The 19,504-nt window shown below is 61.8% G+C and carries 15 protein-coding genes; 6 read left to right on the plus strand and 9 right to left on the minus strand.

Going from position 1 to position 19,504, the window contains the following annotated elements; translation table 11 throughout:
- Window positions 1-25: 25 nt before the first annotated feature.
- From paaA to paaF, 7 genes are all read right to left on the minus strand, one after another.
- On the minus strand, window positions 26-1,015 hold the full coding sequence (paaA, locus tag AC1RS8_RS22980; RefSeq protein WP_057713980.1) for a 1,2-phenylacetyl-CoA epoxidase subunit PaaA: 990 nt from the start codon (window positions 1,013-1,015) through the stop codon (window positions 26-28).
- Between the two features lie 1,150 nt (window positions 1,016-2,165).
- The gene (gene paaK / locus AC1RS8_RS22985) at window positions 2,166-3,491 is read right to left on the minus strand and encodes a phenylacetate--CoA ligase PaaK (protein ID WP_057713982.1); all 1,326 of its coding nucleotides are present in this window, start codon (window positions 3,489-3,491) and stop codon (window positions 2,166-2,168) included.
- Window positions 3,492-3,590: 99 nt separating this feature from the next.
- Entirely contained in the window at window positions 3,591-4,802 is a 1,212-nt protein-coding gene (gene pcaF / locus AC1RS8_RS22990; RefSeq protein WP_489338950.1) for a 3-oxoadipyl-CoA thiolase, read from the minus strand.
- Window positions 4,795-5,244 (minus strand): hydroxyphenylacetyl-CoA thioesterase PaaI, encoded by a 450-nt coding sequence (gene paaI / locus AC1RS8_RS22995; RefSeq protein WP_154861450.1) that lies wholly within the window; start codon window positions 5,242-5,244, stop codon window positions 4,795-4,797. The genes pcaF and paaI overlap by 8 nt, the downstream gene beginning before the upstream one ends.
- On the minus strand, window positions 5,237-6,754 hold the full coding sequence (paaH, locus tag AC1RS8_RS23000) for a 3-hydroxyacyl-CoA dehydrogenase PaaH (RefSeq protein WP_489338949.1): 1,518 nt from the start codon (window positions 6,752-6,754) through the stop codon (window positions 5,237-5,239). Before paaH ends, paaI begins: the two co-directional genes overlap by 8 nt.
- A gap of 3 nt (window positions 6,755-6,757) precedes the next feature.
- Window positions 6,758-7,549 carry a 2-(1,2-epoxy-1,2-dihydrophenyl)acetyl-CoA isomerase PaaG gene (gene paaG / locus AC1RS8_RS23005; RefSeq protein WP_489338948.1) on the minus strand — a complete coding sequence of 264 codons (792 nt, stop codon included), beginning with the start codon at window positions 7,547-7,549 and terminating at the stop codon, window positions 6,758-6,760.
- 51 nt (window positions 7,550-7,600) lie between these two features.
- The gene (gene paaF, locus AC1RS8_RS23010; RefSeq protein WP_489338947.1) at window positions 7,601-8,374 is read right to left on the minus strand and encodes a 2,3-dehydroadipyl-CoA hydratase PaaF; all 774 of its coding nucleotides are present in this window, start codon (window positions 8,372-8,374) and stop codon (window positions 7,601-7,603) included.
- Between the two features lie 348 nt (window positions 8,375-8,722).
- Here paaF and paaY point away from each other — a divergent pair, with 348 nt between their 5' ends.
- The 3 genes from paaY (at window position 8,723) to feaR (ending at window position 11,435) form a co-directional block, all read left to right on the plus strand.
- The gene (gene paaY / locus AC1RS8_RS23015) at window positions 8,723-9,319 is read left to right on the plus strand and encodes a phenylacetic acid degradation protein PaaY (protein WP_489338946.1); all 597 of its coding nucleotides are present in this window, start codon (window positions 8,723-8,725) and stop codon (window positions 9,317-9,319) included.
- 176 nt (window positions 9,320-9,495) lie between these two features.
- Window positions 9,496-10,419: a phenylacetic acid degradation operon negative regulatory protein PaaX gene (gene paaX / locus AC1RS8_RS23020; RefSeq protein WP_007972019.1), complete on the plus strand. Its 924-nt coding sequence runs from the start codon at window positions 9,496-9,498 to the stop codon at window positions 10,417-10,419.
- Between the two features lie 101 nt (window positions 10,420-10,520).
- Window positions 10,521-11,435, plus strand: coding sequence for a transcriptional regulator FeaR (gene feaR / locus AC1RS8_RS23025; protein ID WP_489338945.1), 915 nt, complete (start codon window positions 10,521-10,523; stop codon window positions 11,433-11,435).
- 134 nt (window positions 11,436-11,569) lie between these two features.
- On the opposite strand, the gene tynA is transcribed toward feaR, so the two are convergent.
- The gene (gene tynA / locus AC1RS8_RS23030) at window positions 11,570-13,858 is read right to left on the minus strand and encodes a primary-amine oxidase (RefSeq protein WP_489338944.1); all 2,289 of its coding nucleotides are present in this window, start codon (window positions 13,856-13,858) and stop codon (window positions 11,570-11,572) included.
- Between the two features lie 233 nt (window positions 13,859-14,091).
- On the opposite strand from tynA, the gene AC1RS8_RS23035 reads away from it, so the two are divergent.
- The 3 genes from AC1RS8_RS23035 (at window position 14,092) to AC1RS8_RS23045 (ending at window position 18,138) form a co-directional block, all read left to right on the plus strand.
- Window positions 14,092-14,592, plus strand: a complete 501-nt coding sequence (locus AC1RS8_RS23035) for a sigma-70 family RNA polymerase sigma factor (RefSeq protein WP_057713991.1) — start codon at window positions 14,092-14,094, stop codon at window positions 14,590-14,592.
- 40 nt (window positions 14,593-14,632) lie between these two features.
- Window positions 14,633-15,616 (plus strand): FecR family protein, encoded by a 984-nt coding sequence (locus tag AC1RS8_RS23040; RefSeq protein ID WP_489338943.1) that lies wholly within the window; start codon window positions 14,633-14,635, stop codon window positions 15,614-15,616.
- A gap of 98 nt (window positions 15,617-15,714) precedes the next feature.
- Window positions 15,715-18,138, plus strand: a complete 2,424-nt coding sequence (locus tag AC1RS8_RS23045; protein ID WP_489338942.1) for a TonB-dependent siderophore receptor — start codon at window positions 15,715-15,717, stop codon at window positions 18,136-18,138.
- A gap of 86 nt (window positions 18,139-18,224) precedes the next feature.
- Here AC1RS8_RS23045 and AC1RS8_RS23050 read toward each other — a convergent pair whose 3' ends face one another.
- Window positions 18,225-19,376, minus strand: coding sequence for an MFS transporter (locus tag AC1RS8_RS23050; protein WP_489338941.1), 1,152 nt, complete (start codon window positions 19,374-19,376; stop codon window positions 18,225-18,227).
- Window positions 19,377-19,504: the final 128 nt, after the last annotated feature.

Genomic DNA, 19,504 nt, shown 5'->3' on the forward strand with positions numbered 1-19,504 from the left:
AGTTACTCCACATCAGGTGGCCGGATCAGGCGGCGTTCTTGTTTTGTTTTTTACGGGCGTGGGCGACGGCGGCTTCACGAACCCAGGCGCCGTCTTCGATCGCCTTGCGGCGGGTGGCAACGCGTTCCTGGTTGCACGGGCCGTTGCCCTTGAGCACTTCGTAGAATTCGTTCCACTGGATTTCGCCGAAGTCGTAGTGGCCGCGCTCGGCGTTCCACTTCAGGTCCGGGTCGGGGCAGGTACAGCCCAAAAGCTCCAGCTGCGGGATGGTCTGGTCGATGAAGCGCTGGCGCAGTTCATCGTTGCTCTGGCGCTTGATTTTCCAGGCCATGGACTGGGCGCTGTTCGGCGAGTGTTCGTCGCTCGGGCCGAACATCATCAGCGACGGCCACCACAGGCGGTTGATCGCGTCCTGGACCATGTCTTTTTGCGCCTGGTTACCGTGGCGCATCATGGTCAGGAGGATTTCGTAGCCCTGGCGCTGGTGGAAACTCTCTTCCTTGCAGATGCGGATCATCGCCCGGGAATACGGGCCGTAGGAGGTGCGCTGCAGTACCACCTGGTTGACGATCGCCGCGCCATCCACCAGCCAGCCCACCGCGCCCATGTCGGCCCAGTTCAGTGTCGGGTAATTGAAGATGCTCGAGTACTTGGCCTTGCCGCTGTGCAGCTTGGCGATTTCTTCATCGCGGTCGGCGCCCAGGGTTTCCATGGCGCTGTACAGGTAGAGGCCGTGGCCGGCTTCGTCCTGGATCTTGGCCATCAGTTGCAGTTTGCGTTTGAGGCTTGGCGCGCGGGTGACCCAGTTGCCTTCGGGCAGCATGCCGACGATTTCGGAGTGGGCGTGCTGGGAAATTTGCCGGATCAGGGTCTGGCGGTAGGCATCTGGCATCCAGTTCTTGGCTTCGATCTTGATTTCTGAATCGATTTTTTCCTGGAAGGCGCGTTCCTGTTCGGACATTTCCGAGAGGTCTTTTATGCGCTTGACGCCTGTTTCTACGAGCTGTGCGTACATTTTTGAGTTCCCGCCTTGAATCTGTTCTGGGGCATGGAGAACTTTATAAGCGATACAGAATTTAATATCAAACACAAAATGACGTGTCGTAATTGTTTTTTGTATCGCTTTGGGATGAATGGGGGGAGGGAGGTCGGCGTACATATCCATTTCTTTGGTAACGGCCACTGGCGGTTTCGCCCTTACGGCGACTCACTTTTTTTACAAACGCCAAAAAAAAGTAAGCAAAAAAAGGCTCGCCCCGAGCGTCCGGCCCCTCGCTAAGGCTCGGCGTTCCTTCGCTCCGGCATTCATCCGGGGGCATTGCCCTCCGGTTTGCTTCGCTGCACCTACATGCAATGTGTTCGACTGCGTCGAACGGCGCTGCGCGCCAATCCCCGGATGAACGCCTCCACTCAGCCTCCCGAAGGGGCGGGTGGATCAAGATCAAGAGCTGCAGGCGAGCTAACGCTCGGCCTGATGAGTGGTGAAGAGCATCGGTGTACGTCGATCTGCTTTTGCTCTTCTGTGGGAGCGAGCTTGCTCGCGATGGCGGCCTGACAGCCGACCTGGTTTTTGCAGATGTCCCCAACCCCTGTGGGAGCGGGCTTGCCCGCGAAGGCGGCCTGCCAGCGGACCGAAATCTTGCAGATGTACTCGATACCTGTGGGAGCGAGCTTGCTCGCGATAGCGACCTGCCAGTCGACGAGGTACATCACAGTCGAACGAACCCAGCAAACAGGCCGGCCGGTAGGCCGCCTCGGGCGCTGTTGCGGTGTACGCCCCCTCGTGAGGCCGAGTGGAGGTTCTGCGCAGTGGGCAACCCGGCATGGATGCCGGGTTAGCCGCCCCCGGCCATGGATGGCCGATGGCGGCGGGCCCACGGAGCAGGACCGGAGCGAGGGCATGCCGAGCCTAGGCGAGGCACCGAACGAAAGGGGCAAGAGCCCTTGGTTACTTGGGGCTTTTCCAAGTGACCCGCCGTAAGGGCGGAACCCTAAGTGGCCGTGACCGCAGCAATGGATATGTACACCCTCAAAAATCCATGTCGCCTGACACAAAGCCATCGCGAGCAAGCTCGCTCCCACAGGAATAGTGATCGGTGCCAGAGTCGGTAAAGCCCTGGCAAAAAAAAGCCCCGCAAAAAGCGGGGCCATAAAGGGTGCAGCAGTCATGCTTTAGGACGTTTATCCACCACGTGGCAAGCCTTGCCCTCGGATCGCTTGATCGAATGGAACGGCTGCAAAACGATCCGCGAACTGATCCCGATGTACGTCTTGATATGCCGGCTCAATTCCCCGCAAACAGCCTTCTGCTGTTCATCGCCCAGGTGCTGGTGCTCAGCCTTGAGCTCGACATGCACATCAACGCTGTCCAGGTTGCCATTGCGATACAGATGAATCTCATAACACTCGGCAAGTTGTTTGACTTTCAGAACCTGCTCTTCGATCTGCGTCGGAAACACGTTAACGCCGCGGATGATCAGCATGTCATCGCTGCGTCCGGTGATCTTGTCGATGCGTCGCATCGGCCGTGCGGTGCCCGGCAGCAGGCGCGTCAGGTCGCGGGTGCGGTAGCGGATCATCGGCAGGGCTTCTTTGCTCAGGGAGGTGAACACCAGTTCGCCCATCTGCCCGTCCGGCAGCACTTCGCCGGTGACCGGGTCGATGATTTCCGGGTAGAAGTGGTCTTCCCAGATGGTCGGGCCGTCCTTGGTTTCGGCGCATTCCATGGCCACGCCCGGGCCCATGATTTCCGAGAGGCCGTAGATGTCCAGGGCGGTGATGCCCATGCGTGCCTCGATGGCGCTGCGCAGTTCGGCGGTCCACGGCTCGGCGCCGAAGATGCCCAGGCGCAGGGCCAGTTTGTGCGGGTCGATGCCCTGGCGCTCGATTTCATCGGCGATGTTGAGCATGTAGGACGGCGTGACCATGATGATGTCCGGCTGGAAATCCTTGATCAGCTGCACCTGTTTTTCGGTCTGGCCACCGGACATCGGGATCACCGTACAGCCCAGGCGTTCGGCGCCGTAGTGCGCGCCGAGGCCGCCGGTGAACAGGCCGTAGCCATAGGAAATGTGCACCTTGTCGCCACGATGGCCACCGGCGGCGCGGATCGAGCGCGCAACCACGTTGGCCCAGGTGTCGATGTCGTTCTGGGTGTAGCCGACCACGGTCGGTTTGCCGGTGGTGCCGCTGGACGCGTGCAGGCGCACGATGTCGTGCATCGGTACGGCAAACATGCCGTAGGGGTAGTTGTCCCGCAGGTCGGACTTGGTGGTGAAAGGGAATTTCGCCAGGTCGTCCAGGGACTTGATGTCGTCGGGGTGTACGCCCAGCGCATCGAAGCGCTGACGGTACAGCGGCACGTTGTTGTAGGCGTGGTTCAGGCTCCAGCGCAGGCGCTCCAGCTGATGCTGGCGCAGCTCGTCGATGCTGGCGGTTTCCAGCGGGTCCAGCACAGGGTTCAGCACGGCTTGGGCAATTGGCATGTTCATGTGTTCACTCGAATTGTTTTTGTGTTCCAGCCCTTTTGCACAAGGGCTTTGAGTGCATGCCCCAAGGATACCTCTCGGCTCCTTGGGAATCGCGATTCTTTAGTGGGATAGACGCTCGATGATCAGCGCGATCCCCTGGCCGACACCGATGCACATAGTGCACAGGGCGTAGCGGCCATTCCGTTCCTCAAGCTCATGCAGGGCGGTGGTGACCAGGCGTGCGCCGCTCATGCCCAGCGGGTGGCCCAGGGCGATGGCGCCGCCGTTGGGGTTGACCCGTGGATCGGTGTCGCTCAGGCCCAGTTCGCGCAGCACCGCCAGACCCTGTGCGGCGAAGGCTTCGTTGAGCTCGATCACGTCCATGTCCGCCAGGCTCAGGTTGGCCAGTTCCAGTACCTTGCGGGTCGCTGGCACCGGGCCGATGCCCATGATCCGGGGTTCGACGCCCGCAGTGGCCATGGCCACGACCCGGCCACGGGCGGTCAGGGCGTGGCGTTTGGCGGCTTCCGGGCTGGCCAGCAGCAGCGCGCAGGCACCGTCGTTGACCCCGGAGGCGTTGCCGGCGGTAATGCTGCCGCCTTCGCGGAACGGCGTACCCAGTTTGGCGAGCTGCTCAAGGGTGGTGTCGCCGCGTGGGTGCTCGTCGTGCTCGACCAACTTGGCCGGGCCTTTGCGCTGGGGGATTTCCACCGCGACGATCTCTTTGGCCAGACGCCCGCTGGCCTGGGCAGCGGCAGCGCGTTGCTGGCTGCGCAGGGCGAAGGCGTCCTGGTCGGCGCGGGAGATGTTGAACTGTTCGGCGACATTCTCTGCCGTTTCCGGCATGGAATCGATGCCGTAGGTCTTTTTCATCAGCGGATTGACGAAGCGCCAGCCGATAGTGGTGTCGAAGACTTCGGCTGTACGTGAAAACGCCTGCTCGGCCTTGCCCATCACCAGTGGCGCGCGGGACATGGACTCGACGCCACCGACCAGCATCAGCCCGGTTTCGCCACTGCGAATGGCGCGGGCGGCGGTGCCGATGGCATCGAGCCCGGAGCCGCACAGGCGATTGAGGGTGGTGCCCGGCACGCTGACCGGCAACCCGGCCAGCAGTGCCGACATGCGCGCGACGTTGCGGTTGTCTTCGCCGGCCTGGTTGGCGCAGCCGTAGATCACGTCGTCAACCGTGTTCCAGTCCACTTGCGGGTGGCGGCGCAGCAGCTCGCGCAGCGGCACTGCGCCGAGGTCGTCGGCGCGCACGCTGCTCAGGACACCGGCGTAACGGCCAATCGGGGTCCGGACTGCGTCGATGATCAGGGCGTCATTCATTCGGGTTCTCCTGCGTCAGCACCGGGCCGCGCACTTTGTAGGATTTGCCATGGAACAGGGCGATCAACTGGCCCTGCTGGTTTTCGATGCGCACGTCGTAGTTGCCGGTGCGACCCGAACGGCTCTGCTCGATGCAGTCGGCGTTCAGCGTGTCACCCAGGCGCGCCGGGGCGATGTAGTCGATGCTGCAACCGATGGCCACGGTGGCTTCGTTGTAGCTGTTGCAGGCAAAGGCGAATGCCGAATCGGCGAGGGCGAACAGGTAGCCGCCGTGGCAGGTGCCGTGACCCTGGATCATGTCGGCCCGCACCGTCATGCCCACTCGCGCGCAACCGGGGCCGGCCGAAAGCAGGCGCATGCCCATGGCCTGGCTGGCGGTGTCGCGCTGGAACAGCGATTGCGCGCATTCACTGGCCAGGGTCATGGCTTCATGGTTAGTCATGGAATGTTCTCCCTTCGGCGACGCGGCGACGCAGCAACAGCGACGGCCGGTAGCGTTCTTCGCCATAACTGGCTTGCAGGTTTTCCAGCGTTTCAAGAATGTGCGACAGGCCAATGGCATCGGCCCAGGCCAGCGGCCCCTGTGGATAATTGACCCCGGCGCGCATGGCCAGATCGATGTCGGCGGCCGAGGCCACGCCTTGCAGCAGGGCGTCGGCGGCTTCGTTGGCGAGCATGGCCACAGTGCGCAGGACGGCGAGGGCCGGGCTGTCGCTGAGCAGGCTGACCATGAGGCCGGCCCGTTGCAGCAGGGCAACGCCTTGTTCGAGGGCCAGCGGATCAATGCCTGCCGCATGGCTGATAGCGATGCGTTTGGCGTTGCCGTAATCGAACGCCAGATCCAGCAGGATCAGGTTGCGCAGCCCGTCTTCCCGGGCACGCTGGCAGGCCATGCGGCCATCGCTCAGGGCCAGCACCGCGTCACCCACTCGCAGCAATCCGCGGCCGTCGCGCCGGATGACTTCGACACCTTGCTCGCTCAAGCGCGCCAGCAAACCCTGGGCAATGCCAAGGTCACCTTCGGCGATACAAGTCTCGACGCTCGCGCTGCTGCTGATTTCACCTGCTTGCGGACGTTCGGCGCCTTGGGCGTAGCTGTAGAAACCCTGTCCGCTTTTACGTCCCAGACGCCCGCCATCCACCAGTTCTTTCTGGATCAGCGACGGCAGGAAGCGTGTGTCCTGGTAATAAGCGTCGAACACCGAGCAGGTCACGGCGTAGTTGACGTCATGGCCGATCAAGTCGGTCAGTTCGAACGCGCCCATGGCAAAGCCGCCGGCCTCGCGCATCAACGCATCCAGGGTTGGGCAGTCGGCCGCGCCTTCCTGCAGCATCCGCAGGCTTTCGGCATAGAACGGCCGGGCCACGCGGTTGACGATGAAGCCCGGTGTGGAGCGGGTGTGCACCGGTTTTTTGCCCCAGGCTTTGGCGGTGTCGTACAGGCACTCTGCGAGTGCCGGATCGCTGGCCAGGCCGCAGACGACTTCCACCAGCGCCATCACCGGTGCCGGGTTGAAGAAGTGCAGGCCGAGCAGGCGTTGTGGATGATCAAGCTGTGCGGCGATGCTGGTGATCGACAGCGACGAAGTGTTGCTGGCGAGGATGCAATGCTCGCCGCAGATGCCTTCCAGCTGACGGAACAGCGCGCGTTTGACCTCAAGGTTCTCGACGATGGCTTCGATGATCAGATCGCAGTCGGCCAGGGTTTCGATGACTTCCACCGCTTGCAGGCGCGCAACGGTGGCGCTGCGCGACTCGGCCGACAGCTTGCCGTTCTCGACTCGCTTGCCCAGTTGTCGGTCGATGCCTTCAATCGCTTGGGCGGCTGCACCGGGACGATTGTCCAGCAGCAAGACCGGATGGCCGGCCTGGGCCGCGACCTGGGCGATACCGGCACCCATGGCCCCGGCGCCGATCACTGCGATGCGTGCAGATGTGTTCAATGCGGTCATGGCTCAGCGTCCCTTGAAGCTTGGGGTGCGTTTTTCCATGAAGGCGCCGACGCCTTCGCGGTAGTCCTCGCTGCGCCCGGCCAGACGTTGCAGGTCTTTCTCCAGCTCGAGCTGTTCGTCAAAACTGTTGCTCATGCTGGCGTTCAGGCTGCGTTTGATCAGCGCCAGACCGTAGGTCGGTTGTGTGGCGAGGTGGCGGGCCAGCTTCAGGGCTTCATCGCGCAGTTCGGCGTCTTCCACACACTGGTAAATCAAGCCCCATTGCTCGGCTTGTTCGGCGCTAAGGCGGTTGCCCAGTAGTGCCAAAGCCTTGGCCCGGGCCATGCCCACAAGACGCGGCAGGGTCCAGGTGCCGCCTGAATCAGGGATCAGGCCAATCTTGCAGAACGCCTGGATGAAACTGGCCGAACGCGCCGCCAGTACCAGGTCACAGGCCAGCGGAATGTTGGCGCCAGCCCCGGCGGCCACACCGTTGACCGCGCAGATCACCGGCATCGGCAGGTCGCGCAACTGGCGGATCAGCGGGTTGTAGAACTTCTCGATGGACTCGCCCAGATCCGGTACGGCGCTTCCCGGCGCGACATTGCGGTCGCTCAGGTCCTGCCCGGCGCAGAAGCCGCGACCTTCACCGGTCAGCAGCAGCACGCGCACGTCCGGGTTCTGCCGCACTTGCTTGAGTGCTTCCTTCACTTCGCCATGCATCTGGGTGTTGAAGCTGTTGAGCTGGTCCGGCCGATTGAGGCTGAGCAGGGCGACGCCGGCGTCGATGGAAAACAGGATGTGTTCGAAGTTCATGGTCTTGGCGTTCTCTTGGCAGTCGTTCGAATTCGGATGTCAGTGGCCGCTTTATTGCCCGGTGAAAATCGGGTTGCGCTTTTCCTGGAAGGCCGCAATGCCCTCGTCGCGGTCGCGGGTGCCGGCCAGCACGGTGAAGGCGTGACGCTCGAAACGCAGGCCGCTGGCCAGGTCGGTGTCCATGGCCTTGAGCAGCGCTTCCTTGGCCAGGCGCACCGCCAGTGGCGCCTTGGCCGCAATGCTGCGAGCGATGTGCAGGGCGCGCTCGACGGTAAATTCCGGCTGGGTCACTTCGCTGACCAGACCGACGCGCTGGGCCTGACGGGCGTCGATCGACTCGCCCGTCAGCACCATTTGCATGGCCATGGATTTGCCGACGGCGCGCAGCAGACGTTGGGTACCACCGGCGCCGGGCATGATCCCGAGGTTGATTTCCGGCTGGCCGAAGCGGGCGTCTTCGCCGGCAATAATGATGTCGGCGTGCATCGCCAGTTCGCAGCCACCGCCGAGGGCAAAGCCGTTGACCGCGGCGATCAGCGGTTTGCTGAAGCGAGTAATGGCTTGCCACGAGGCCTGGCGCGGGTCGTCGAGGATGCCGACCAGATCGCGCTCGGCCATTTCCTTGATGTCGGCACCGGCGGCGAAGGCTTTGCGGCTGCCGGTGAGCACCACGGCACGGGTGTCGGGGTCGGCTTGCGCGATGTTCAGTTCAGCGGCCAGTTCGCCCAGCAACTCGGTGGTCAGGGCGTTCAGGGCTTGCGGGCGCTGCAGGGTAATCAGGCGGACGCCAGGCTCGATCAATTCGACGGCAAGGGTCAGAGGCATGGCGGATGCTCTCACGGTGCACGCTCGGCGGGGTGCCGGCTCGTTATTGGATCGGCCGCAGGGGCCGGTTTTGCCCAAGTATAGCTATAACGTGATACGTAAAAGCAATACGAAAATAGATTTAATGTGTCTTATTGATGTGCGTTTTGATTTTTCATCTTCCCGCTGAAGGAGTGCTGATAGCGGGTTCTGCCTAGAAAACATTGGGTTTTATGGTGATTTTGGAGGCGTGCTGGCATTCGTCGGAAAGGTGTATTTCAAGTGATACGGTTTTTAGTCTTTGTGCTGTTAAAAGTGATGTGATACAAAATGAGTCATTATTTGCATCGCTTTGTGAAGGAAGCTTCCATGACCTGCTACAGCCTTGATGGCCTGACTCCGGTGGTTGATCCGAGCGCTTATGTGCATCCGTCCGCCGTATTGATCGGTGACGTGATCATCGGCCCCCATTGCTATGTCGGCCCGCTGGCCAGCCTGCGCGGGGATTTCGGGCGGATCGTGCTGGAAGAGGGCGCCAACCTGCAGGACACCTGCGTGATGCACGGTTTCCCCGACAGCGACACCGTGGTCGAGCGCAATGGCCACATCGGCCACGGTGCGGTGCTGCACGGTTGCCGGATTGGCGCCGATGCGCTGGTGGGCATGAATGCGGTGGTGATGGACAACGCCCGGATCGGTCCGCGTTCATTCGTTTCGGCGGCGGCATTCGTCAAGGCCGGCTTCGAATGCCCGGAGCAGTCGCTGGTCATGGGCGCACCGGCCAGCGTCAAGCGCAGCCTCAGCGATCAGGAAGTGGCGTGGAAGCAGGCGGGAACACGTGAGTATCAGGAATTGGCCAAGCGTTGCCTGGAACAGATGCAGGTCTGCGAGCCGCTGGCCGAGCCGGAAGCTGATCGCCCGCGCATCAGCGACAGGGGGTTGCGGCCCAAGGGCAGTTCCCAGTGAATACAAATCCCTTTGTAGGAGCGAGCTTGCTCGCGATGGACGTCAACGATGACGCGGGCTGTCTGAATGCCCGTGTTGTCCGGACGTTTTTCGCGAGCAGGCTCGCTCCTACAGGTGGATGCGATTAACAGGCAGAGTTTCGGTATATTCCTTTTCTTTTTTTACACGGAACGCCCATGTCGTCCCTGACTCCCTTGAACCATCTGATTACCCGCTTCCAGGAGCAGACGCCGATCCGCGCCAGTTCCTTGATCATCACGTTATACGGGGATGCCATCGAACCCCATGGCGGCACCGTCTGGCTGGGCAGCCTGATTCAATTGCTCGAGCCCATCGGCATCAACGAGCGGCTGATCCGTACGTCGATTTTTCGCCTGACCAAGGAAGGCTGGCTGACCGCCGAGAAGGTCGGTCGCCGCAGTTACTACAGCCTGACCGGCACCGGTCGCCGGCGTTTCGACAAGGCCTTCAAGCGGGTCTACAGCACCACGATGCCGGCCTGGGATGGTTCCTGGTGCCTGGTGATGCTCTCGCAGCTGACTCAGGACAAACGCAAACAGGTGCGTGAAGAACTGGAGTGGCAGGGTTTCGGCGCGATTTCGCCGGTGGTGCTGGCCTGTCCGCGCAGCGACCGTTCCGACGTCAACGCGACCCTGCTCGACCTCGGCGCGCAGGAAGACACCATTGTCTTCGAAACCACCGCCCAGGACGTACTGGCCTCCAAGGCCCTGCGCCTGCAGGTGCGCGAGAGCTGGAACATCGAGGAGCTGGCCGCGCACTACAGCGAGTTCATCCAGCTGTTCCGGCCGCTGTGGCAAGCCCTGCGCGAGCAGGAAAACCTGCAACCGGCCGACTGCTTCCTGGCGCGGGTGCTGTTGATCCACGAGTACCGCAAGCTGCTGCTGCGCGACCCGCAACTGCCGGACGAGTTGCTGCCCGGCGATTGGGAAGGCCGCGCCGCCCGCCAGCTGTGCCGCAACATTTACCGTTTGATTTACGCCAAGGCCGAAGAATGGCTGAACGCCGCACTGGAAACGGCCGACGGCCCGTTGCCGGATGTGGGTGAAAGCTTCTATCGGCGTTTTGGCGGACTGAAATAGCACGTCATTGTTCAGGGAGTGGTGCGGTAAAGGAGACTCGAAGCATCCGATGTCGTGTGGATTGACGTAGACAATAAAAATAAGCCTGCGTGAGGCCTGACATGATTTCTACAACAGCACAGCGCCATGATGGGTTCGACCAGTGGATCCATCAGATCAACCAGATCTGTGGCGCCTTCAACGCACAACCCCTGGGCAGCGAGTTTGCCGGACGTATCCGCGAATACCAGAGCGATGCGCTCAAACTCAGTTTCGTCGACGTGTGCCAGGCGCGTTTGTACCGTACGCCCCAGGAAGTCGCGGCGGGCGAGGGCGGCAAGTATTTTGCGGTGTTCCAACTCGACGGCACGGCGGGCATGGCCCAAGGCGACGACAAGGTCTTGCTGTCCCCCGGCGACATCACGCTGATCGATGCTTCGCGGCCCAGCGACTTCACCTACGGCGAAAACTCCCGGCAGTTGTCGTTGATCCTGCCGTATCAACTGGTCGAGCAAACCCTGCGCTTCAATCAGGTCAGGTGCGGCCACCGGATTGCCGCAACCTCGCCCATCGCGATGCTGTCGCACCGGCTGATCCTCGATGCCACCCGCCAGCAGCACCTGACCCGGCAGGAAAGCGAAGCGACCCTGGAGGCGATTGTCAGTCTGCTGCGCCCGGCGATCAGCCAGGCCGACGATTGCACCGATGCCCATGAGCGGATCTTTCGCAAGACGCTCACCTGCATCGACGAAAACATTCGCTCCGAAGACCTGTGCCCGGAATGGCTGGCGCGGGAAGTCGGCATGTCCACCCGTGGCCTGTACCGGATGTTTGCCAAGAAAGGGCTGGTGGTGGCGCGCTACATCAAGAACCGCCGCCTGGACCTGTGCGCTGAATCCCTGCGCCAATCGGGCAAGGAGGAGAAGTTGTCGGTGCTGGGGTATTCGTGGGGGTTTTCCGATTCGAGTTACTTCTCGACAGCGTTCAAGTCGCGCTTCGGCATTGCGCCGGGGGAGTATCGCAAGCGGCATGCTTGATGGTTGCATGAACACCGCTTGACCCTGTGGGAGCGAGCTTGCTCGCGATTGCGGAGTGTCAGTTAACATTTAAGTCGACTGACACTCCGTCATCGCGAGCAAGCTCGCTCCCACAGGTATTGCGTTCGACCTGGTTACTTCGGTGCGTTGAGGTTCAGGGTCGGCGTTTCATCGAAGAAATTCCACGGTTTCAACAGCACATGTACCCACTCGGTCGGCATGATCGGCCACTCTTCGGCGCGGGCGATGTGGGTGGTGCCGGTGGTCAGCCAGACCACGTCGTCGGTGTTCTCGATGGAGTGGTTGTCCTGGGTGAACTGCCCCAGGCCCGAGTCCTTGTCCGAGCGGTTCGGGTATTTGCCTTCCGGGTACTTTTCCTCCGGGTTGTATTGCGTCACCCATAGCTGCTTGTCCATGAAGCTCAGGCGGTGGTAGAGCCATTCGTCCTTGCCGAAGTTGGCGCCCTTGGCCACCGGGTGCGTGCCGCCGGCATAAGGGATCAGCTGATAGGAAACCGGGTTGCCGACCTTGTTCTCCTTGCTGAAGTTGGTCAGCAGGCGCACGGTCGACGGGTCGAACTTCTGCGCCGCTTGCTGTTCGGTGCCGACCACTTTGGTCTCGGTCTGCATGGTGCTGGTGCGCGGCCCGCCACGGTCGTTGGGCAACACCACCGGGTTCACTTCCACCAGCGAATTTTGCTCGCCGTCCACGTCCATATCGAGGCGGAAGTTGTAGATGTGCTGGTGCGTGGTGCCGACGATGTTGTGGTCGAGCAGGGTGCCGTAGCGCGTGTCTTCCCTGGCGGTGTCTTCGTGCATGGTTTTCGATTTCACGCCCTTGACCGCTTCAATACCGGTGGCGCCGGCGTCGATGCCGATGGTGCCGTTCTGCTGGAAGACCCAGTCGAAGATGTAGTCGTAGTTGCCCACGGTGCTGATCCAGCGCACCACCAGCTCACGGCGCTCGGTGCTGAGGTTGGGCTGGCCCATTTCCTGGTGTTTGTATTCGGGGCCGGCGTAGCGTTCGAACACCGCCATGGCGCGCGGGATTGCGGTCGGTGCGCCGGTGTAGTCGGCGATGGTGGCGTCCAGCAGCACGGCGTTTTGCGGGGCGTCTTTGCCACGGGCAATCGGCGAGGTCAGGGTGCCCATGCCGTAGTCGCCGGAGTCGAGGTAGGCCTTGAAGTACCAACCGACGTCCGGGTCGCCGTAAGGCACGATCATGCCGCCCAGCGAGCCTTCGTACATGATCTTGCGTTTCTTGCCTTTGTCGTCGTAGGTGACGGTGGACAGGATCGGCCCGACCCGCGAATCGAGGCGAACATGGAAGTCCCAGTTCTGCCAGTGAATGCTGTTGCCGCTGATGGTGTAGTTCTTGCCCTCGGGCTCGATGATTTCCAGCGGTTTGACTGCGACGCCCTGGCGTCCGCGACCGTCATACGGCGTCGGATTCATCGGCACCGGAATGAGCGCGTCGTCTTCGATCTTGATCAGCTTCTTCTGTTCCAGGTCGACAATCGCCACCAAGCCTTCAATCGGGTGCGCCCAGTAGTTGCCGTCACCGGTGTTGAGGTAGCTGACGATTTTCAGCAGGCGCTTGTCCTGCGCCAGGCCGTCCTTGCCGTCGAAGAAGCCGACAGTCAGCGGTGTGGCCACGACTTTTTTCACGTCGTTAATGCCGCGCTTGGCCAGGGCCTGGGCGTATTCCGGGCTGGTTTCCACAGCCGACTGCACCGTTGCGAAATCGTCCAGCAGCACCATGCCGTGGGCGCCTTCGATCGGCTTCCAGGACTTGAGTTCTTTCGTGTCGAGGTCGACCAGGGCTTCGATCACGTGCTTGCCGTCGAGCACCACGATACTCGCCTGGCGCGGCTGGGCGACGTTCTGCCCGGTCAGAGCGAAGTTCCACACCTGATCCTTCGGCGGTTCCTTGACCGAGACTTCGGTGAAGCGGAAGCCAGGCTTGTAGTTTTCCGATTTCTTGACGATGTCCACTGCCGTGGTGATTTCAGCTGCGCTCAGGGGGTTGAGCGGGTTGGGGCGGGTCTCGACGACGAAGGTCTTGTCCAGCCCGGACTGGAACACCTGGTTGATAAAGTCCTTGGACATGAACGCCGTATGGTCCTTGAACACCACCGGCACCGTCAGCTCGATACGCTTGCCGTTGAGCATCGCCACTTTGCTGTCGGGCTTGACCTTGAGGTAGACCCCGTCCTTGGCAATGGTGAACAGGTTGGCGTAATCGTCCCATTTCACCGTGGCGCCAAATTCCTCAAGACCCGCTTGCAGCGGCACCATTTCGGCGTGACCGCCGTGGGCCTGGGCATTACCCGTCCAGAACGGCAGGCCGAGGGTGCTCAGGGTGATGGCCAGGGCGAGGCGGGCCAGCGGTGTTCTCTTGGGCGATGCTTTGGGGCTGAACATGTGTGAATTCCTGGGTGAAAGCCGGGTACGGGCATTTCTGCACTTTGTTACAACCAGTCAATGGCTGCATTTGAATGCCTGCCAGATTTCTTTGGTTCCGTGCCGCAATTGAGCTTTCCTGACGAAATGCACAATGGCAAGGGGATAAAGTGCCCTGTGTGGCGGACGCAAACCATTGCTTCAAGTTAATAGGAAGCATTACTATTCACGCCCCGTCTCCACAGCACACCGCAATGACCCTCAAGCTGCCCCGCAGACACGGCTTTTTCGAGCATTACGAAGAGTTGGTTGGCACCTGGACCCGTCGCCTGAGGAATCGTCAGCAGGCCGAGGACCTGGCCCACGATACCTTCGTGCGGGTGCTTGAGTCCGATTCGGCGGTGGTGCAGCAGCCCCGGGCGTATTTGCACCAGACCGCGCGCAACATTGCCGTGGATGGTTATCGGCGTGAGGACCGGCGGGGCGCCATGGAGTCAGAGGCGATCGATCTCAGTGAGTCGCCGACCGGCGACCCGGAGCATTTCATGCACGCGATCCAGCTGGCTGATTCCATCGAACGGGCGCTCACCGAGCTGCCGGTCAACTGCCGCAAGGTGTTTGTCTGGCAGAAAATCGAGGGCCTGACCCAGGCCGAAATCGCCGAACGCCTGGGGCTGTCCAAGAACATGGTGGAAAAGTATATGATCCGCACGCTTCGGCATCTGCGCGATCGCCTGGACGGATTGCAGTCATGACCGGCCGCGCCTTCTCCTCCCCAGCCAAACAGGAACTTCCATGATGGATACTCGTGATTGTGCGTGCGGGCAAACAGCGGTTCGCGATGACGCGGCGCAGTGGTTTGTGCGTTTGCAGGAGCCTGTTGCCGATGTCGAAATGCGGCGTCAGTTTCAACTCTGGCTGGAGCAGCACCCCCAACACCGCAACGAATTCGAAGTGCTCCAGGGCTTGTGGAGCGCCGCCGACCTGCTACCGGCGGCGCGTTTGCGTGCTTTGTGTGAAACCCCGCCAGCCCTGAAAAAACGTCGTCCCGTGCTGCGTTACGCGGTGGCTGCCAGCGTGTTGGCGGTAGCGCTCGGCCTGGGTTTGTTCAGCGGCCTGAATCATCCGGCGCCTTATACCGCCGAGTTTTCAACGGCCCTGAATGAGCGACGCCAGGTGGCGTTGCCCGATGGCTCGGTGGTCGATCTGGACAGCCGCAGCCGGATTCAGGTGCGCTTTGAAAAGGATCGCCGCAACGTCGAGCTGACCGAAGGCGAAGCGATGTTCAGCGTCGAGCATGACACCAGCCGGCCTTTCGTGGTCGCGGCGGGCAGCGGCAAGGTCACGGTTACCGGCACTCGATTCGACGTACGTCATGCCGCCAGCGAAACCCGGGTGGTGGTGGAGCAGGGCAGCGTCAAGGTTCAAGGTCGCGACGCCGCCGATAACGATTTCATCAATCTGTCGGCAGGCCTTGGCACCCACGTCGATACCCAGGGCAAAGTTGCCGCCGCCTATGCTGTCAACCCGGCGGAAATGACCGCCTGGCGCAACGGCAAACTGGTGTTCAACAATGCCAGCCTGGCCGATGTCGCCGAGCAGGTCTCGCGCTATCGCGAGAAGCCACTCAAGGTCGCCAGTGCCGCGGTGGGCGATCTGCGCCTGACCAGCGTGTTCAAATCCGACAACACCGACGCGCTGCTCAAGGCCTTGCCGAGCATCCTCCCCGTGGCCGTGCGCACCCTTGGCGATGGCAGTCAGGAAATAATTTCAAAATAAAATTCAGGTTTTTTTCGAGTTCATCGTCTTCCTGTTCAACTGCAACTGGTTTGCATTAACAAGCGCACACTCTTGCGATCCACAGGATTACGTTCGACGTGAAAAACTCCACCGCTAAAAACAACCAACTCCCCTGGTTACCGCTGGCCCTCGCGCTGGCGGTCAACGTTGCGCTGCCCCAGGCCTTTGCCGCCGATGCCATCCGCATCCCGGCGCAACCCTTGGGACAGGCCCTGAGTCAGTTGGGCCAGCAAACCTCGCTTCAGGTGTTCTTCAGCCCTGAACTGGTCGCCGGCAAGCAGGCTCCGGCGGTGGATGGCAACCTTTCCCCGGAAGACGCGCTGCGCCAGTTGCTGCAAGGCAGCGGCCTGCAATACCAGATCGATGAAGGTTCGGTGACGCTGATGCCGGCACCAGCATCGGCGGCCAGCGGTCCACTGGAACTGGGCGTGACTGACATCAAGGTTGTCGGTAACTGGCTCGGCGACGCCGATGCCGCCGTGGTGCAGAACCACCCCGGGGCACGAACCGTGATCCGCCGCGAAGCCATGGTCGAGCAGGGCGCGATGAACGTCGGCGACGTACTCAAACGTGTTCCGGGCGTGCAGGTGCAGGACGCCAACGGTACCGGTGGCAGCGACATTTCCCTCAACGTCGGCGTGCGCGGCCTGACTTCGCGCCTGTCGCCTCGCTCCACCGTGCTGATCGATGGCATCCCGGCGGCGTTCGCTCCTTACGGTCAGCCGCAACTATCCATGGCGCCGATTTCCTCTGGCAACCTCGACAGCATCGACGTGGTGCGCGGTGCCGGTTCCGTACGCTACGGACCACAAAACGTCGGCGGCGTGATCAACTTCGTGACCCGCGCGATCCCGGAGCAAGCCTCCGCGGAAATCGGCACCACCCTGGAAACCTCACAGCACGGTGGCTGGAAGCACATCGACACGGCATTCATGGGCGGCACCGCCGACAACGGCATGGGCGTGGCGCTGTTGTATTCCGGCGTGAACGGCAACGGTTACCGTGAAAGCAACAACGGTAACGACATCGACGACGTGATCCTCAAGACCCATTGGGCGCCGACCGATGTCGACGATTTCAGCCTCAACTTCCACTACTACGACGCCAAGGCCGACATGCCCGGCGGCCTGACCCAGGCGCAGTACGACGCCGACCCGTTCCAGTCCGTGCGCGACTACGACAGCTTCAGCGGTCGGCGCAAGGATGTGTCGTTCAAGTGGGCGCGGCAGATCGACGATCGCACCCAGGCCGAAGTGCTGACCTACTACACCGACAGTTTCCGTGGCAGCAACATCGCCTCCCGTGACCTGAAGACACTCAACTCCTACCCGCGCACCTACTACACCTACGGTATCGAGCCACGGGTGTCTCACGTCTTCGATGTGGGCCCTACCACCCAGGAAGTCAGCGTCGGTTATCGCTACCTGAAAGAGGCCATGCACGAAGAGGCCAGCCGTGTGGCGCTGGTCAACAATGAGCCGGTCGTGCGTCCGGGGGCGGACGGCCATGTCTATCAGGACCGTACCGGTGGAACCGAGGCCAATTCGGTCTACGTCGACAACAAGATTGACGTTGGCAACTGGACTGTCACGCCAGGCATTCGCTTCGAGCACATCAGCACCGATTGGCACGACCGCCCGGTACTCGATAACGCCGGTAAACGGGTGCCGGAGAAAAAACGCAGCATCGAGAGCAATGAGCCGCTGCCGGCCCTGAGCGTGATGTATCACATGTCCGATGCCTGGAAGTTGTTCGCCAACTACGAAACCTCGTTCGGCGCGCTGCAGTATTTCCAGCTGGGGCAGGGCGGTATCGGTAATGAGCCCGCCAACGGCCTGGAGCCGGAAAAGGCCAAGACCTACGAAATCGGTACGCGCTACAACGATGACGTGTGGGGCGGTGAAGTGACGCTGTTCTACATCGACTTCGACGACGAACTGCAATACATCAGCAATGACGTGGGCTGGACCAACCTCGGCGCGACCAAGCACCAGGGTATCGAAGCCTCGGTGCACTACGACATGGCCGCGCTGAACCCGATGCTGGACGGCCTGACCGCCAACGCCGGTTTCACCTACACCCGCGCCACCTACGAAGGTGAGATCCCGGGCTTCAAGGGCCGTGACCTACCGTTCTACTCCCGCCAGGTGGCCACCGCCGGCCTGCGTTACGACGTCAACCGCTGGACTTACAATCTCGATGCGTTCGCCCAGTCCAAGCAGCGTTCGCCGGGCACCGGCGTGAACGCCGATGGCAGCTTCAACGGCGACTACATCACTGAAGGCACCGCTGATGGCCAGTTCGGTGATATCCCGGGTTACGTACTCTGGAACGCACGTGCCGGCTATGATTTCGGTCCGCAGGTGTCGAACCTGAAACTGGGGGCGGGGGTGAAGAACATCTTCGACAAGCAGTATTTCACCCGTTCCAGCGACAACAACTCGGGCATGTACGTCGGTGCGCCGCGCACGTTCTTTGTGCAGGCCAGTGTCGGGTTCTGATAGACCGAGGTGAATTCATCGCGAGCAAGCTCGCTCCCACAGGTTCCGTGTGATCCCTGTGGGAGCGAGCTTGCTCGCGATGCTTTTCAGACCTTCAACACTCTCCCGCCAACGGCAACCGCCACCAGCAACACCGCCATCAGGGCAAAGGCGAAACTCAAGCTGCTGCCATGGGCGACGAAGCCGATGACGGCGGGGCCTGCCAGGATGCCCGCATAACCCAGGGTGGTAATGGCCGGCACGGCGATGCTTTCGGGCATGACCGTCTGCTTGCCGACTGCGGTGTACAGTATCGGCACAATGTTCGAGCAACCGGCACCCAGCAACGCATAACCCACCAGCGCCGCCTCCCAGCTCGGTGCGAACGTCGCCAGAAACAAACCTGCGGCGGCGGTCAGCCCGCCGGACACAATCACCCGCGTCGCGCCCAACCGTCGTACGATTTTGTCACCGGTCAAACGCCCGGCCGTCATGGTCAAGGCAAACGCCGCATAACCGAGCCCCGCATACGCGGTGTCGATGCCGCGTTCCTGTGTCAGGAACACCGCGCTCCAGTCCAGCGCAGCGCCTTCGGCGAGGAACACGATGAAGCACATGCCGCCAATGAACAGGACGATGCCATGGGGCACGGCAAACGCCGGCCCCGAACTCTCACTGCCGTAGGGCAACAGATGCGGCACGGCCTTGGCCAGCGCGATCAGCAGCAACACGATCACCACCAGCGTGGCCCCCAGAGGGGAGATCCCCAGGCCAAGCAATCCGCTGACGCCTGCCGCGCCGACAATCCCGCCCAAGCTGAACAGGCCATGGAACCCCGACATCATGTTTTTGCCGCTGGCGCGCTCGACGATCACCGCTTGCAGGTTGACCGTCGAATCCACGGTGCCGAGCCCCGCGCCGAACATGAACAATGCGGTGATCAGCGCCGGAATCGACGACACCGTCGCCAGCAGCGGCAGGGCGGCACAGATCAGCAGGGTCCCGCCGGCCGTCACCCGCCGGCAGCCGAAACGTGTGGACAGGATCCCGGCCAGCGGCATCGCCAGGATCGAACCTACCCCCAGGCACAGCAGCAACAATCCCAGGGTGCCTTCATCCAGTCCGGCCCGGGCCTTGGCATAGGGCACCAGCGGTGCCCACGCGGCGATGCCGACCCCGGCGATGAAAAAGGCGATGCGCGTGGACATCTGTTCCAGGCGCCCGGGTATGAAGGTGGTTTGGCTGTTGAGGCTGGTCATGACAATCCTTGGCAAAAAGCGTTGCGTCCTCAACGGACAGTGATCGGCCTGTGAGGGTTCGATCAGTGCCCGGAGAGTTTTACGGTCAAACAGGGCGATATGGTTGCACAGCGTCGGTGTTTTTCGCG

The organism is Pseudomonas sp. GW821-FHT12A04, assembly GCF_058807755.1.

What these genes read in the sequence shown, in the direction of transcription:
- paaA (WP_057713980.1), bottom strand. Translation starts at nt 1,015, where the DNA reads ATGTACGCACAGCTCGTAGAAACAGGCGTCAAGCGCATAAAAGACCTC.
- paaK (WP_057713982.1), bottom strand. Translation starts at nt 3,491, where the DNA reads ATGAACATGCCAATTGCCCAAGCCGTGCTGAACCCTGTGCTGGACCCG.
- pcaF (WP_489338950.1), bottom strand. Translation starts at nt 4,802, where the DNA reads ATGAATGACGCCCTGATCATCGACGCAGTCCGGACCCCGATTGGCCGT.
- paaI (WP_154861450.1), bottom strand. Translation starts at nt 5,244, where the DNA reads ATGACTAACCATGAAGCCATGACCCTGGCCAGTGAATGCGCGCAATCG.
- paaH (WP_489338949.1), bottom strand. Translation starts at nt 6,754, where the DNA reads ATGACCGCATTGAACACATCTGCACGCATCGCAGTGATCGGCGCCGGG.
- paaG (WP_489338948.1), bottom strand. Translation starts at nt 7,549, where the DNA reads ATGAACTTCGAACACATCCTGTTTTCCATCGACGCCGGCGTCGCCCTG.
- paaF (WP_489338947.1), bottom strand. Translation starts at nt 8,374, where the DNA reads ATGCCTCTGACCCTTGCCGTCGAATTGATCGAGCCTGGCGTCCGCCTG.
- paaY (WP_489338946.1), top strand. Translation starts at nt 8,723, where the DNA reads ATGACCTGCTACAGCCTTGATGGCCTGACTCCGGTGGTTGATCCGAGC.
- paaX (WP_007972019.1), top strand. Translation starts at nt 9,496, where the DNA reads ATGTCGTCCCTGACTCCCTTGAACCATCTGATTACCCGCTTCCAGGAG.
- feaR (WP_489338945.1), top strand. Translation starts at nt 10,521, where the DNA reads ATGATTTCTACAACAGCACAGCGCCATGATGGGTTCGACCAGTGGATC.
- tynA (WP_489338944.1), bottom strand. Translation starts at nt 13,858, where the DNA reads ATGTTCAGCCCCAAAGCATCGCCCAAGAGAACACCGCTGGCCCGCCTC.
- AC1RS8_RS23035 (WP_057713991.1), top strand. Translation starts at nt 14,092, where the DNA reads ATGACCCTCAAGCTGCCCCGCAGACACGGCTTTTTCGAGCATTACGAA.
- AC1RS8_RS23040 (WP_489338943.1), top strand. Translation starts at nt 14,633, where the DNA reads ATGATGGATACTCGTGATTGTGCGTGCGGGCAAACAGCGGTTCGCGAT.
- AC1RS8_RS23050 (WP_489338941.1), bottom strand. Translation starts at nt 19,376, where the DNA reads ATGACCAGCCTCAACAGCCAAACCACCTTCATACCCGGGCGCCTGGAA.